The organism is Streptomyces sp. NPDC051310, assembly GCF_044455245.1.
In the GTDB taxonomy this organism is placed as follows: Bacteria; Actinomycetota; Actinomycetes; order Streptomycetales; family Streptomycetaceae; genus Streptomyces.
Window position 1 is genome coordinate 23,277 of sequence record NZ_JBITEO010000011.1, and the last position, 13,706, is coordinate 36,982.

Consider the following 13,706-nt stretch of genomic DNA (forward strand, 5'->3'; position numbering starts at 1 on the left):
CCGCGTCAGGGACTGCCGGACAGCAGGGCGTGGAAGCACTCCGCGCCGAACTCCAGGGCCTCGGTGCCGATGCGCTCGTCGGGGCAGTGCAGACGATCGCGGTAGACGACGTCGGGGCCGTGGCGCAGCGGCATCCAGCCGAAGCACTGGATCCCCAGCCGGCTGCTGAAGAGCCGCGCGTCGGTGGACGCCGTGGTCACGACGGGCAGAGGGATCCCGCCGGGGTCCCGGGAGCGCAGCACCGCGGCGAGCCGGTCGTAGAAGGCGTCGAGCCGGGGCGGCGGGCTGATCTCGCCCTCCACGAACAGCTCCAGGTCCAGGTCGGCGCCCACCTGCCGGCGCAGCAGCGTGAGGAACTCCTCGGTGGTGTAACCGCCCGGCAGGACACGGCCGTCGAGCTCCAGCACGATCTCGGTGGGGTGCACGTTGGTCCCGGTGCCGCCGTGCAGCACCGTGGCGCTGACGGTGTGCTGCACGAGGGAGCGCAGATAGCGGACGGTCGAGCCGTCCAGGCCGTCGAGGACGGCCGGGTCCGCGGGGTCGCGGCGGAAGGCCTCGATGCGTGCGCCGACCTCGGCGGGCAGGGCGGCGGCGAGCTCCTGGAGCATGCGGTCGACGACGGGGGTCTGTTCGATGCCGAGCCCACCGCCGGAGATCGATTCGAGCACCCGCCGCAGCCGGTGGACGGTGCCGGTGTCCGGCGCGACGCGCGAGGCGTGTCCGCCCGGTCCGCGCACGGTCAGCCGGACCCAGCAGGTGCGCTTCTCCGCGACCACGATGGGGTGGAGCCGCGCGTGGCGGCCGAGCCCGAGCTCCGCCCCGCCGTCCTCCCCGATCGCGTACCGCACCCCGGCGAAGAGCTCCGGGTGCCGCTCGACCAGGAAGCGGGACCCGACGTCGCTGCCGGTCTCCTCGTCGGGGACGACGGCCAGGATGATGTCGCCCGGCGGCACGTCGCCGCGGGCCCGCATCCGCAGCAGCGCCGCCAGCATCATGGCGAGCTGCCCCTTCATGTCGACGGCGCCGCGGCCCCACAGCTCCCCGTCGGCCACCTCGCCCGCGAACGGCGGCCGGGTCCACGTCTGGCCCTCCACCGGCACCACGTCGACGTGCGCGTGGAGGAGCAGCGGCGGTTCGAGGCCGCGCCCCGGGTAGCGGGCGATGAGGTTGGGGCGGCGGGGGTCGGCGGCGACGATCCGCGTCTCGATGCCGGCGCCGTCGAGCACGCCCCGTATCCACTGGACGCATTCGGCTTCGTCACCGGGCGGGTTCACCGTGTCGAACCGGATCAGCCGCTGCGCCAGCCACACGGGTGACTGCCCCTGCGCCGTGGGCCTCGGCGCGGATTCCATCGTCTCCATACGTCTCTTCTCCTCGGCGGTCCTGGTCGGCGTCCGTGTCATGCCGTCGCGGTGAGCGCCCACGCGGCCCGCAGCCTCGTCAGCGCCTCACGCATGACCGTCCCGTCGTGGACGAGCGCGATGCGTACGAACCCGGTGCCCGGGTTCACCCCGTCCGGGTCTCCGGCGGCGAGGTACCGGCCCGGCATGACGGAGACGCCCGCTTCCCGCCAGGCGCGCCGGGCCGCCTCCTCGCCGTCCGCCACCGGAAGCCACAGGAAGAACCCGGCCTCCGCACGGCGGTACCCGGGCAGGTCCCGCAGCAGTTCGTCCGCGAGGTCCCAGTTGGCGGCCAGTGCCCGCCGCGCCGCGTCCACATGGGCGTCGTCCGCCCACAGGGCGGCCGCGACGGCGGCGACCGGGTCGGCCGTCGACACCCCGCAGGCACGGTTGTACCCGGCGTACGCGGCCACGCTCGCGGCGTCCCCGGCGACGAACCCGCTGCGCAGGCCGGGCGCTCCCGACCTCTTCGACAGGCTGTGCAGGACGAGGTGGGGCACGGGCTCCGCGGCGCCCGAGGCGGCGAGTGCGAGGTAGCCCGGCGGGGGCGCCTCCAGCCACACGTCCGTGTAGCACTCGTCGACCAGCAGCCAGGCCCCCGCCGCCGCGGCGAGCTCACTCAGCCGGGCGAGGGAGCGGACGGGCAGGATCTCACCGCGCGGGTTGCCGGGGTTGCACACCACCAGGGCCGCGGCGCGGCCGCCCGCCGCGCGCAGAGCGGCCTCCACGGGCGCCATGTCACCGGGGTCGTCCAGCGTGTAGTAGGCGGGCCGCGCACCCGCCGCCTCGGTGGCCGCGCGGTAGGTCGGGTAGTACGGGTTGGGCAGGAGGGCCACGGGGGCGGCGTCACCGCCGCGGTGGCGGGCGACCGCCAGCGCGATCGCCACGGCGACCGCCTGCTTCGTGCCCGGCGTCGGCTCGCAGCGCACGCCGTCCGGGCCGGCCGCCCGCACGCCGAACCGGCGCTCCAGCCAGCCGGCGTAGGCGGCGCGGAGGGCGGCCGGGCCGCCGGGCCGCGGGTAGCGGGTCCAGCCCTCGGCGTCGGGGGACGGCTGCGCCACCGTCGCGGGGCGGGCCAGCCGGGACTCCCCCAGGTGGAGCTGGACGGGGTCGGCCCCGGCCGGTGCGGGAACGCCGTCGAGGAGTTCCCGCAGCCGGGCGAAGGCGCTGCGCGCGGGGTCGCTCATGCGTCAGTCCCGCACCAGGTCGTTCAGGGCCGTCTTGCCGCGGGTGCGCTCGTCGGCGTACTTGACGATCACGGCCGCGTACACGGACAGGCCGGGCCGGTCCCCGACGCTGCGCGCGCCCGGGACGACCACGGCGTTCTCCGGCACCTCGCCGTAGAACACCTCGCCGCTGGCGCGGTCGACGATCGGGGTCGCGCGCCCCAGGTACACGCCCATGGCGATCACCGCGCCGCGCCGGACCCGGACGCCCTCGGCGATCTCGCTGCGGGCTCCGACGAACACCTCGTCCTCGATCACCACGGGGTCGTCGCCGATGGGTTCCAGGACGCCGCCCAGGCCGGCGCCGCCCGAGATGTGGCAGCGCTCGCCGACCTGTGCGCAGGAGCCGACCGTGGCCCAGGTGTCGATCATCGTGCCCGCGCCGACGTACGCGCCGATGTTCACGAAGCTGGGCATCAGCACGGCGCCGGGCGCCACGTGGGCGCCGTACCGGACGACGGCGCCGGGGACGACGCGCACCCGCGCCTTCTCGAAGTCGCTGTCCTGCCAGTCCTCGAACTTCAGGGGCACCTTGTCGTAGCTCTGCGGCCGGCCGGCGTTCCGCTCCGCGGCGGTGTTCCGCCGGGTGAGGAAGGACAGCAGGATCAGCTTCTTGACGTGGGTGTCGACCTGCCAGGTGCCGCCGGCGGGGCGCGCCGCGCGCAGCTCGCCGCGGTCCAGCGCGCCCAGTCCGGTCTCGATGTGCGGGGCGAGGACGCGCAGGTCGTCCTCGGTCAGCTCCGAGCGCCGCTCGAAGGCGTCCTCGATCAGGGTTCTCGTGGTCTCGCTGGTCACGTCGCTTCTCATGCTTCCTGTCCGGGGTGGGTGCCGTGGGCCATCGGCACGGGCCGCGGCTTCCACCGCGCGGTGGCCGTCCAGTCGTCGAAGGTCTCGGCGCGCCGGATCTCCACGACGTCCCCGCTCTCGGTCAGCAGGAGCTCCGCCGGCCGGAGCCGTCCGTTGTAGGTGAAGCCCATGGCGTGGCCGTGGGCGCCCGTGTCGTGGATCAGCGCGATGTCGCCGACCGCCGGGTCGGGCATCGTGCGGCCGACGGCGAACTTGTCCATGTTTTCGCACAGCGCGCCCACCACGTCGACATCGGCGTCCGGCCGCCCCTCGGCGAAGGGCAGGCTGACGTGGTGGTAGGCGCCGTAGAACCCGGGCCGCATGAGCGCCGACATCGAGGCGTCCACGCCGGCCATCTCCCGGGCCTTGCGCATCCGGTTGATCACGCGGGTGACGAGGACGCCGTGCGGTCCGGTGACGTAGCGCCCGCACTCCATGAGGATGCGCGGGGTGCTGCCGCCGAAGGCGCGGTCGCGGGCGCCGATGACGGCGTCCGCGTAGGCCGCGAAGTCCAGGGGCTTGTCCTCGGGGCGGTACGGGATGCCGAGACCGCCGCCGATGTTCACGTACTCCAGCTCGATGCCGGCGTCGGCGGCCACGCGGGCTCCCAGCTCGATGACGTCGGCCGCGGCCCGGGAGGCGCGTTCGATGTCCAGCTCGTTGGCGCAGATCATGCCGTGGATGCCGAAGCGGACGGCGCCCCTGCGGCGGGCCTCGCGGTAGACGCCGGCGAGTTCCTCCGCCGGGACGCCGAACTTGGTGTGCGCGGCGTCGCCCATGAGTTTCGATCCCGCCGCGAGGCCGTGCGGCGCGACCCGGAACGCCACGGTGGCGGGCAGGGTGTCCACGCGGTCGAAGAAGGCCCGGTCGTCGAAGGTGATCAGGGCGCCCGCGGCGCGTGCCTGGCGGTACTCGGCCGGCGAGGTGTTGTTCGACGTGAAGACGATGTCGTCCCCCGTCGCGCCGAGCCGGGCGGCCAGGTCCAGTTCGACGGGCGAGGCGCAGTCCAGGCCGCTGCCCCGCGCCAGGAGGAGGGACAGCACCGCCGGGTTCGGCAGGGCCTTCACCGCGAAGTACTGCCGGTACGGCTCGCCCGCGAACGCCTCCGTCATCGCGCGGTACGTCCCGGTGATACCGCGCGCGTCGTAGATGTGGAACGGCGTTCCGTACGCCGCGACGATGTCCTCGAGCAGCGGCAGCAGCCTGCCGGCGAACTCGTCCGATATGGGCACTGCTCTCCCTCTCCTCCGGTCCGCTACGGGACGCGTACGACGCAGATGGTGCGGTTGCGCATACCGCTGATGGGCCGCAGGTAGGGGAAGTAGTAGCTCTCCACGGAGGAGAACCCCACGCTCTCCAGGCTCCGCTGGAGGTAGTCCTTGGACAGGAACCAGAAGTCCTTGACGCGGTGGTGCGGTTCGAACGCGGCGTCGGCGGCGAAGGGCGCGTCGTTGGAGAACACCAGGGTGGTGCCGGAGGCCAGGCCGAGGGCCTCCAGTTTCCGCAGCGCGGGGCGCAGTTCGTCCTCGGCGTCGAAGAGGTGGCCGAGGAAGCCGTCGGCGTACACGGCGTCGACGCCCGCCAGCTCCGCCGCGTCGAGTTCGTAGTAGTCGGCGGTGAAGGCGTCCACCCCCTTCCTGCGGGTGAGTTCGACCGCCTCCGCGTTGAAGTCGATCGCCCGGACCGTGCGGCCGAGGGCGGCGAGGTCGCCCTCCACGAACCCGTTGCCGCAGCCCAGCGAGAAGACGCGGGCGTCGTCCCGGGTCAGCGACACGAGTTTGAGCAGCATGTGGGAGCGGTACTCGGGCACGTACGTCGACGGCGTCACGGAGTCGTTGAACGCCTCGCCGCGCTCCCAGATGGCGTAGATGCTCTCCTGCTCGGTGCTGGCCGAGCGCTGCGCGGTGTAGTAGTCGCGCACCGCGCCGAGGTCCTGCTTGGTCTGGATCATCGCTGTCTCCTAAGCGGCGGAACGGCTCGTGGCGTGGATGTGCTCTTGCGTGTACTCGACCGACGTGGACGGCCGGCGGCGCAGCTCGTCGACGAGCGGCCGCAGGGGGCCGCCGGTGGCGGGGCCGAAGGCGCGGTGGAGGGCGACGGCGGCGTCGGCCCGGTCCGCGAGCAGCGTGTCGGCCAGCACGCGGGCGAGGGACCGCAGCCCGGCGAGGACGGCCTCGGGCCCACCCGTCAGGCGGGCGCCGTCGCGCTCGTCGAGGGTCAGCGCGCCGAGCTGGACGAAGTAGGACAACTGGAGGAACATGCCGTCGCTGTCGGGGAAGTGGCCGAGTCCGCGGTCGACGTAGCGCAGGCACTCCGCCAGGTAGTAGGCGACGACGTCGCCGGGCGCGAGACCGGTGTGCCGCGCCCAGACGTCGGCGAGGATCAGGATGCCGAAGACGTCGGCGGCGACCTCCTGGAGCACGACGGAGGCCCAGCGGTCCGCTTCGTTCAGCGCCTTGAAATCGGTGACCGGGCGGTGCACGAAGTGGCCCAATTCATGGCTGAGGACACCGAGGACGGGGAGGGTCGCGAACCGCGCGCCGGCCGGGTCGAAGGTGTCGCCGGTGCGGATGTGGCGGGCGGCGAGGGGCGCGGAGATGCTCTCCAGCAGCGCCCGGTGGGTGTTGCGGAAGTAGAACGTCTTCTTGAAGGGCGAGTACTTGACGCCCTCGTCCTCCGGCAGGAAGTAGGCGATGTGCTTGGGGTGGAGGTTGCCCTCGCCGGCCATGTGGAAGAGGTCCGTCACCCCGAAGGCGGGCACGTCGCCCAGGCGGAGGTCGGGGTGGAGGCGGCGCAGGTACCCCGCGGTCTCGGCCCGGTGCTCCAGGGCGCGGTCGACGTGCGCCTGGCTGCGGTCGTCGCGCCGGCAGGCGAAGGCGGTCGGCAGGCCGCGGACCTCCTTGCCGTACCAGGTGGATATCTGGCCGGCGACGACCGTGATCTCCTCGTCGAGGCCCGCGAGTTCCTTGAGGATCGCGTCGGTGTAGCCGTGCTCGACCGCGTCCGCGCGCAGGGTGAGGGCGCGCCGGTCGGCCTCGCCCGGCAGGTGCGGGGCGATCGCGCGCAAGGCCCGGGCGATCGTCCCGGGGTCGTTGAAGCGGCGCCGGGCCGGGATGCCGATGTCCTTGACGGTCCGCCACTCGTCCTCCACGGCGGCCTTCAGCGCGGCGAGGGCGCGCGGGAAGTCCGGTCCGAGGCCGGGGACGTGCGGTGCCAGGTCGAGGCACGAGACCCGGTAGCCGGGCACGGGCGGCCAGAACGTGCCGCGGTAGGCGCGGTAGGTCCCGGCCGCGGGGAGGTTGCGGGCGTAGTCGAAGCGGTCGGCGGGGTGTTCTTCGGACACGGGATTGCCCTTCTGGAGAAGCTGTTCTCGGTGCTGCGGCGGGCGCCGGGCGGCGCGGCTACGCGAGGGTGAAGAGGCGCTGTTCGCGCTCCCACGCGCGGACGGTCTCGTAGTCGCGCTGCAGGACCGCGGGGTCGGCGTGGGTCATGAAGACGATGCCGGGGCTGGAGAAGAGGTCGGTGGTGACGCTGACCGTGTCGCCCGGCGAGGGCGCCTTCTGCAGCCAGGTCGTGCTGCTGAGGGAGGCGAGCAGCTCGGCGTAGAAGGACTCCTTCACCACACCGGCCCGGTCGGAGATGAACTGCACCTGCCACAGCGGGAAGCGGTGGGGGCGCTGGGCCGCGCGGAGCCGGTGCACGGACGCGGGTCCCTCGGTCACGAGGTCGGCCAGCAGGTCCGGCATGCTGACGCCGACGGCGTGGCGGGCCGCGTCCCGGTTGAGGCCCCCGGAGAGGCGGGCTGCGCACTCGATGAGCGTCGGCCCGTCGTCCCCGGCCATCAGTTCGGTGTGGTGGGCCCCCCAGCGGATGCCGAGGGCGTCGAGGACGTCGTGGACGTAACCGGTGATCTCCTTCATCGCGGGCGTCGTGGGGTCCAGCAGGACGCTGCGGTCGTAGATCGCCCCGGCGCCCGGCACGTTGATCTTGTCGGTGCGCCAGATCTCGGTGACCAGGTGCCGGCCGTCGGCGCTGACGCCGTTGATGAAGTACTCCTGGCCGGACAGGAACCGCTGGGCGAGGACGGCGTCGTTGCGTTCGCCGATCCGGTTGACGGCTCCGTGCAGCCGGTGGAACGCCTCCTCCAGCTCGGCCCGGTCCCCGCAGAAGGTCACCGAGTCGGTCCCCGCGCTGGCCCGCGGTTTCAGAACCACCGGCCAGGCGCCCTCGTCGGCCCAGGCCAGCAGACCCGCGGCGTCGTGGGCGAGGTAGTGGTCCATGCTGCGCAGGCCCGCCTCCCGGAGGCGGTTGTGCATCTCGTACTTGTCGCGGTGGGCGGGGCTGCGGGCCGGGTCGTTGCCGGGCAGGCCGAGCGCGTCCGCCAGCAGGCTCGCGACGATGACGCCGCTCTCCGTGCCGGGGACGACGGCCGCCGGGCGGTACGCCGCCAGCGCCCGGGCGAGCCCGGCGGTGTCCCCGTCGTGGGTGAAGTGGTCGAGGTACGCGTCCCGGTCGAACGTCTCCCGGTAGTAGTCGGGGACGTCCCGGAGCGCCGAGACGTGGACGCACGTCCAGCCGCGTTCCGCCATCACGCGCGGAAGCTGCGACCCCGACGAGTACCCGTCGACGACGACCAGCACTTTTCGTGATGCCATAGTCATGCCACGTTTCCCTTGTGGGTGATGCGTGTTCCGTGGACGGTGAAGACCGCCACCACGACGCAGCCGGCCGCCGAGAGGGCGGACCACTCCATGCGCGCGTCGAAGCCCTGGAACAGGTAGGTCAGGAGGGGTGCCAGGGCCAGCAGGGCCGCGACGGTGAACGGCTCGGAGAGGATGATTCCGCGCTGCAGCGGCCAGAGCGGCGCGATGACGCCGAGTACGGTCGCCACCGCCAGCAGCCCGGCCTGCGACGCCCCGCCGACCGACAGTCCCGGGCCGCTCAGCGCCAGGACGGCCGCCACGGCCAGCAGCAGGTGGAAGCGGTGCGTCATGATCCGGGTGGCGCCCCACCCGCGGTCGCCCAGCTGCTTGGTCGCCACGGTGTTCAGGGCCTGCGACACCCCGGCCACCACCGACGCGACCAGCCCGGTGACGGAGGCCGCCACGCTGATCCCGGCGAGGCCGGACTGCCCGGTCAGCGAGCCCCAGGCCAGCATCCCGGCGCCGAGCAGCACCCCGGCGGCCGGTACGTAGACCCGCCGGGGGAAGCGCCGCCCGCGCAGGATGCGCTCCAGCGCGATGGTGACGAGCGGGCCGAGTCCGCCCATCATCGCGCTCACGATGGCGGGCTCGATGAAGTGCAGGGCGTAGAAGTAGCCGATCCAGTTGAAGGCGGTCGTCCCGTTGAGGACCAGCAGCGGGACCGCCGAAGCCCGCGGGACCCTGAGCGCCCTCCACCCGTCGCGGGCCACCAGGACCGTGCCGAAGAACAGGGCGCCGGCGAAGAAGCTCCAGAACAGGAACGTGAAGGGGTGCATGCTCTGGAGCAGGTTCCCGGCGAAGACCGCGTTGGCGTTCGCCAGGACCAGGAACGCCGACACGTACGCGATGCCGCGTCCCGGCGCCCCGTCCCGGGGCGGGCCCCCCGGCGGGCCGGGCGTCTCCCCGGCGGAGCGCGGGGCGGCGGGCCGCCCCGGCGAATCCGCCCGCGCCCGGCCGGTCACGCGGCGCGCCCCGCGCGGTGGTCCGCCAGGACCAGGGCCGCGCCCTTCTCGCCGATCATGAGGCTGGCGGCGTTGGTGTTGCCGGAGACCATGGCCGGCATGACGGAGGCGTCGATCACGCGCAGCCCCCGCACACCGTGCACCCGCAGCCGCTGGTCCACCACCGCGCCCTCGTCGCGGCCCATGCGGCAGGTGCCGACGGGGTGGTAGGAGGTGTCGCCGTGGGCCCGGGCGTAGGCGAGGAGCTCGTCGTCGGCGGTGACACCGCGGCCGGGCACCAGCTCGTACTCGCGGTACGGGTCGAAGCTCGCGCCCTCGACGATCCGGCGGGCGATGCGCATGCCCGCCACCAGCCGGGTGCGGTCGGACTCCGCTTCGAGGAAGCGCGGGCGGATCGCGGGCGGGGTGAGCGGGTCGCGCGAGCGGATGTGGATGGAGCCCTTGGACTCCGGGCGCAGCGGGTAGACGCCCACCGTCATGCCGGGCGAGGTGTCGAGCCGCCGGCTCGATCCCTCCCCGTAGCTGGCCGGGGCGAAGTGGAACTGCACGTCGGGGCGGGTCTCCTCGTCCGAGGTCCGGACGAAGCCGTGCCCGAGGGCGATGGGCAGGCTGAGCAGCCCGCGCCGCTCGCGGGCGTACACGGCGAGCTCGCGCAGCAGGCCGAGCCCGCGGGAGCGCTCGTTGAAGGTGATGGGGCGGCGCACCCGCCAGCGCAGCCGGGCGGCGAAGTGGTCCTGGAAGTTCTCGCCGACCCCGGGCAGGTGGTGCACGAGGGGCACGCCGCTGTCGGAGAGCACACGCGCGGAGCCGATGCCGGAGAGCTCCAGCAGCTGCGGGGACTGCACGGCGCCCGCGCTGACGATGACGTCGTGGCGGCTGCCGGCCCACTGCTCCTGGCCGTCGTGGCGGAACTCGACGCCGGTGCAGCGCTTGCCGTCGAACCGGAGCCGCCCGGCGTGCGCCTCCGTCAGCAGCGTGAGATTCGGCCGGCGGCGCGCCGCCTTGAGGTAGGTGCCGGCGGCGGAGGAGCGGCGGCCGTGCTCGTGGTTGACCTGGTAGTAGCCGAAGCCTTCCTGGTCGCCGGAGTTGTAGTCGGGGTTCTCCGGGTAGCCGGCCTTCACGCCGGCCTCCACGAAGGCGTCGCACAGCTCGTCGCGGTCGCGCGGCAGGCCGACGGAGATCAGGCCGTCGCGGCCGCGGTTCGCGCCGCCGATGCCGTCCGCCCGTTCCAGGCTCTTGAAATAGGGCAGGACACCGGACCAGGACCAGTCCTCGTTGCCGAGGGCCGCCCAGTCGTCGTAGTCCTCCTTCTGGCCGCGGACGTAGATCATGCCGTTGATGGCGTTGGACCCGCCGAGGAGCCGCCCGCGCGGGATCCGGACGCTGCGGCCCTCGATCGTCGGGTCGGCGTCGGTCTCGAAGCACCAGTCGTACTTCGGGTTGCCCATGAGCACCGTCTCGGCCGCCGGGACGGACAGCAGCGGGCTGTGCCGCTCGCGGCCCGATTCGAGCAGCAGGACGCTGATGGACGGGTCCTCGGTCAGCCGCCCGGCGAGCACGCAGCCCGCGGCGCCGGCGCCCACGATGATGTAGTCGTACGTCTTCATGGCGGCCCGCTCAGGCCGCGGCGGCGGTGGCGCGCCGCCCCGTGATCGTGGTCCGGTGCAGCAGCCGGGTGTGTGCGGCGTCGTCGTAGGGGGTGGCCCGGTGCATGGCGCTGCGGTTGTCCCACAGGAGGATGTCGCCGGGCTGCCACCGGTGGCAGTAGGTGAACTGCGGCTGGACCGCGAACTCCTGGAGGAAGGTGACCAGCGGGAGGCTCTCCTCCTCGGGCATCCCCTCGATCCGCCACGGCACGTTGCCGCCCACCATCAGCGCCTTGCGCCCGGTCTCCTCGTGGACGCGGACGACGGGGTGGCTCACGTCCACCCACTCGGCCCGCTCCTCGGGGGTCGGCGCGGGGCGGTCCGGGTAGTTGTACGGGCGCGACTGGACGCGGCTGATGACGACCCGGAGGCCCTCGATCCGTTCCTTGACGCGCTCGGGCAGGGCGTCGTAGGCGGCGTACATGTTGCCGTACCAGGTGTCGCCGCCCACGGGCGGCACCTCGCGGGCGTACAGCATGGAACCGACCGGCGGGTCCGTCAGGAAGTGGCCGTCGCTGTGCCAGACGCGGCCGCTGTAGGCGGAGCCGATCGGCTTCCCGTTCTCCTTCTTGTTGGACAGGATCAGGATCTCGGGGTGCTCCTGGTCGTTGAACTGGGAGCGGGTGTACGTGTAGATCTCGCCGAACCGCCGGGTGAACGCGATGTGCTGCGCGGGCGTCATGTCCTGGCCGCGGACGAGCAGGATCGTGGTGTCCAGCCAGGCCTGGTGAATGCGCTCGAAGTCGCTGTCGGAGAGGCCGGCCGTGACGTCGACCCCGCGGACCTCGGTGCCGATGGTCTCGGTGATGGGTATCAGCTCAAGCATGGGTGCTCCCTTGCGGATTGCTGTGGATGTGACGGCGCCCCGGCCCGGTCAGGGCAGCGATACTCCGTACTCGTCCACCCACGTGTGCAGCTCGACGAGTTGAATGAGGAGCGCGGCCTGGTTCGATCCGCCGGGCAGCTCCGCGTCGATCGCGTTGTTGCGGATCTGCTCGATCAGGCCGTTCAGCCGTGCGGTGTCGAACAGGCCGGCCAGGGGCGACGCCGCGTCGTTGGCGATCCAGGACGCGGCGCGCACGAGCGTCCGGTCGTACTCCGGGTTCTGCACGTGCGGGTAGGCGCTCTTCCTGCGGTGGACCGTGTCCGGGGGCAGGACGTCGGCCATGGCCGCCTTGAGCAGTCCCTTCACCCCGCCGCGTGACTTGAGGGACCAGGGCACGTTCCAGACGTACTCCAGCAGGCGGTGGTCGCAGAACGGCACCCGCACGTCCAGGCCGTTGTGGGAGCTCATCCGCTCCTTGCGGTCGAGGATGACCGACAGCGGGCCGGCGAGGCCGAGGTGGAAGACCTCCCGCATGCGGGCGTTCTCCGGGTCCTCGCCGTCGAGCCGGGGGACCTGCGCGACGATCTCGGAGTACCGGGCGCGCTCGTCCTCCTCCGGGTCGACGAGCGCGGTCAGTTCCGGGGACAGGTACCGCGACAGCTTGGGCCCGTCTCCCAGCCACGGGAAGTGCCGGCGCCCGACGACGTCCTGCTTGAAGAAGTACGGGTACCCGCCGAAGACCTCGTCGGCGGCCTCGCCGGTCAGCGCGACCGTGCCGTTGCCCCGCATCTCGCGGAACAGCAGGTACATCGACGCGTCGAACTGGCCCCAGCCGGGCAGGTCGCGGGCGCGCCGGGTGTCGGGGATGACGTCCAGCAGGTCCTCGACCGTGGCGGTCAGCGTGTGGTGCCGGCTGCCCATGAAGGCGGCGGCGGCCGCGGCGTACGGGGCGTCCACGTCGGGCCGCAGTTCGGTGGCCACGAAGTGGTCGGGGTCGCTCGCGAACTGCACGCAGTACGTGTCCAGTTCCCGCCCGGACCCGGTCCGGCGCAGCCGGCGCACGGCCAGGGCGGCGACGGAGGTGGAGTCCACACCGCCCGACAGCATCGCGCCGAGGGGCCCGTCCGTGGCCGTCCGGCGCTCGACGGCGTCCTCCAGCAGTTCCCGGACCCGGCGTGCGGTCGCCTCGAAGGAGTCGCCGTGGGGTGCGCTGGTCAGCTGCCAGTAGCGGTCCTTGGCCAGGCCGGAGCGCGTGTACGTCAGCACGTGGCCCGGGGGGACCTCGTACAGACCGAGCAGCGGGGTCTCGCCGGGCAGGGCGAGCCGGGGCTGGAGGGCGACGGGGAGTGCCCGCAGGTCGAGCCGTGCCGTGAAACGGGGATTCGCCGTGATCCCCTTCGGTACGGACGCGAAGACGATTCCGCCGTCGTACGCGTAGTAGTAGAGCGGCTTGATTCCGACCCGGTCGCGGCCGAGTACGAGACGCTCCGTCCGGCCGTCCCAGACGGCGAATCCGAAGTCCCCGTCGACACGCTCGACGAATCGGTTCCCCCAGAGCAGATACGCCTGCAGGAACAATTCGGCATCGGTGCGTTCCCCGGGATTTCCTCCGGCGGCTTCGATGCCGGCGGCGATTTCCCGCCGGTTGTAGAGGGTGCCCGCGACGGCGACGGTGACCGGGTGCTCCCCGATGCGCGCCGTGAAGGGCTGCTCGCCGTGCACGGCGGTGGTGAGCAGGTCGCGGTGCCCGAGTGCGGCGGTCCGGGACACCCACGTCCCCTTGGTGTCCGGACCGCGGTTGCGCATGGAATCCGTCATCGCGTGGACGACGGGCTCCTCCGTGCTCAGGTCGTGGTGGAAGTCGACCCAGCCCACCAAGCCGCTCACTCGATCATCTCCTGTGGCACGCCCCGCCCACCCGCCGTATTCGAGAACGGCGGAGTACAGCGAGATAACTGACGAGGGAAGGAAGTCCTCTGCGGGAGCTGTTTTCTCCGGGCGGGACGAGAACGACGATGGCACAGCGGAATGACGCGCATCAGCGGGAAAGAGGATCAGCTTGCTGCGTGACAGCTTGGTGCCGCGCGAACGAATCGG

General features: G+C 72.8%; 11 protein-coding genes. All 11 read right to left on the reverse strand.

Annotated features, from left to right (window positions below; all coding sequences use genetic code 11):
* Positions 1–5: 5 nt before the first annotated feature.
* The 11 genes from ACIA79_RS17745 to asnB all read right to left on the reverse strand — a co-directional run bounded on the left by ACIA79_RS17745 (position 6) and on the right by asnB (position 13,496).
* The gene (locus ACIA79_RS17745) at positions 6–1,361 is read right to left on the reverse strand and encodes a M20/M25/M40 family metallo-hydrolase (RefSeq protein ID WP_399429209.1); all 1,356 of its coding nucleotides are present in this window, start codon (positions 1,359–1,361) and stop codon (positions 6–8) included.
* Positions 1,362–1,399: 38 nt separating this feature from the next.
* Entirely contained in the window at positions 1,400–2,587 is a 1,188-nt protein-coding gene (locus ACIA79_RS17750) for an aminotransferase class I/II-fold pyridoxal phosphate-dependent enzyme (protein WP_399429210.1), read from the reverse strand.
* Between the two features lie 3 nt (positions 2,588–2,590).
* Positions 2,591–3,433 carry a 2,3,4,5-tetrahydropyridine-2,6-dicarboxylate N-succinyltransferase gene (locus tag ACIA79_RS17755; RefSeq protein WP_399429211.1) on the reverse strand — a complete coding sequence of 281 codons (843 nt, stop codon included), beginning with the start codon at positions 3,431–3,433 and terminating at the stop codon, positions 2,591–2,593.
* Positions 3,430–4,704 (reverse strand): diaminopimelate decarboxylase, encoded by a 1,275-nt coding sequence (locus tag ACIA79_RS17760; RefSeq protein WP_399429212.1) that lies wholly within the window; start codon positions 4,702–4,704, stop codon positions 3,430–3,432. The genes ACIA79_RS17755 and ACIA79_RS17760 overlap by 4 nt, the downstream gene beginning before the upstream one ends.
* Before the next feature lie 23 nt (positions 4,705–4,727).
* Positions 4,728–5,423, reverse strand: coding sequence for a class I SAM-dependent methyltransferase (locus ACIA79_RS17765; protein WP_399429213.1), 696 nt, complete (start codon positions 5,421–5,423; stop codon positions 4,728–4,730).
* A gap of 9 nt (positions 5,424–5,432) precedes the next feature.
* Positions 5,433–6,815, reverse strand: coding sequence for a hypothetical protein (locus ACIA79_RS17770; protein ID WP_399429214.1), 1,383 nt, complete (start codon positions 6,813–6,815; stop codon positions 5,433–5,435).
* A gap of 58 nt (positions 6,816–6,873) precedes the next feature.
* On the reverse strand, positions 6,874–8,133 hold the full coding sequence (locus ACIA79_RS17775; RefSeq protein ID WP_399429216.1) for an ATP-grasp domain-containing protein: 1,260 nt from the start codon (positions 8,131–8,133) through the stop codon (positions 6,874–6,876).
* On the reverse strand, positions 8,130–9,014 hold the full coding sequence (locus ACIA79_RS17780; protein WP_399429217.1) for an EamA family transporter: 885 nt from the start codon (positions 9,012–9,014) through the stop codon (positions 8,130–8,132). The genes ACIA79_RS17775 and ACIA79_RS17780 overlap by 4 nt, the downstream gene beginning before the upstream one ends.
* A 119-nt stretch (positions 9,015–9,133) precedes the next feature.
* A complete protein-coding gene (locus ACIA79_RS17785) occupies positions 9,134–10,744 on the reverse strand; it encodes a GMC family oxidoreductase (protein ID WP_399429218.1) in 1,611 nt (536 codons plus the stop codon).
* A gap of 10 nt (positions 10,745–10,754) precedes the next feature.
* A complete protein-coding gene (locus ACIA79_RS17790) occupies positions 10,755–11,609 on the reverse strand; it encodes a TauD/TfdA dioxygenase family protein (RefSeq protein WP_399429219.1) in 855 nt (284 codons plus the stop codon).
* 48 nt (positions 11,610–11,657) lie between these two features.
* A complete protein-coding gene (asnB, locus tag ACIA79_RS17795) occupies positions 11,658–13,496 on the reverse strand; it encodes an asparagine synthase (glutamine-hydrolyzing) (RefSeq protein ID WP_399429220.1) in 1,839 nt (612 codons plus the stop codon).
* Positions 13,497–13,706 lie beyond the last annotated feature (210 nt).

Bases quoted from the DNA above. Each gene is read 5' to 3' on its own strand.
- ACIA79_RS17745 (WP_399429209.1), bottom strand. From the start codon at position 1,361: ATGGAGACGATGGAATCCGCGCCGAGGCCCACGGCGCAGGGGCAGTCA.
- ACIA79_RS17750 (WP_399429210.1), bottom strand. From the start codon at position 2,587: ATGAGCGACCCCGCGCGCAGCGCCTTCGCCCGGCTGCGGGAACTCCTC.
- ACIA79_RS17755 (WP_399429211.1), bottom strand. From the start codon at position 3,433: ATGAGAAGCGACGTGACCAGCGAGACCACGAGAACCCTGATCGAGGAC.
- ACIA79_RS17765 (WP_399429213.1), bottom strand. From the start codon at position 5,423: ATGATCCAGACCAAGCAGGACCTCGGCGCGGTGCGCGACTACTACACC.
- ACIA79_RS17775 (WP_399429216.1), bottom strand. From the start codon at position 8,133: ATGACTATGGCATCACGAAAAGTGCTGGTCGTCGTCGACGGGTACTCG.
- ACIA79_RS17785 (WP_399429218.1), bottom strand. From the start codon at position 10,744: ATGAAGACGTACGACTACATCATCGTGGGCGCCGGCGCCGCGGGCTGC.
- ACIA79_RS17790 (WP_399429219.1), bottom strand. From the start codon at position 11,609: ATGCTTGAGCTGATACCCATCACCGAGACCATCGGCACCGAGGTCCGC.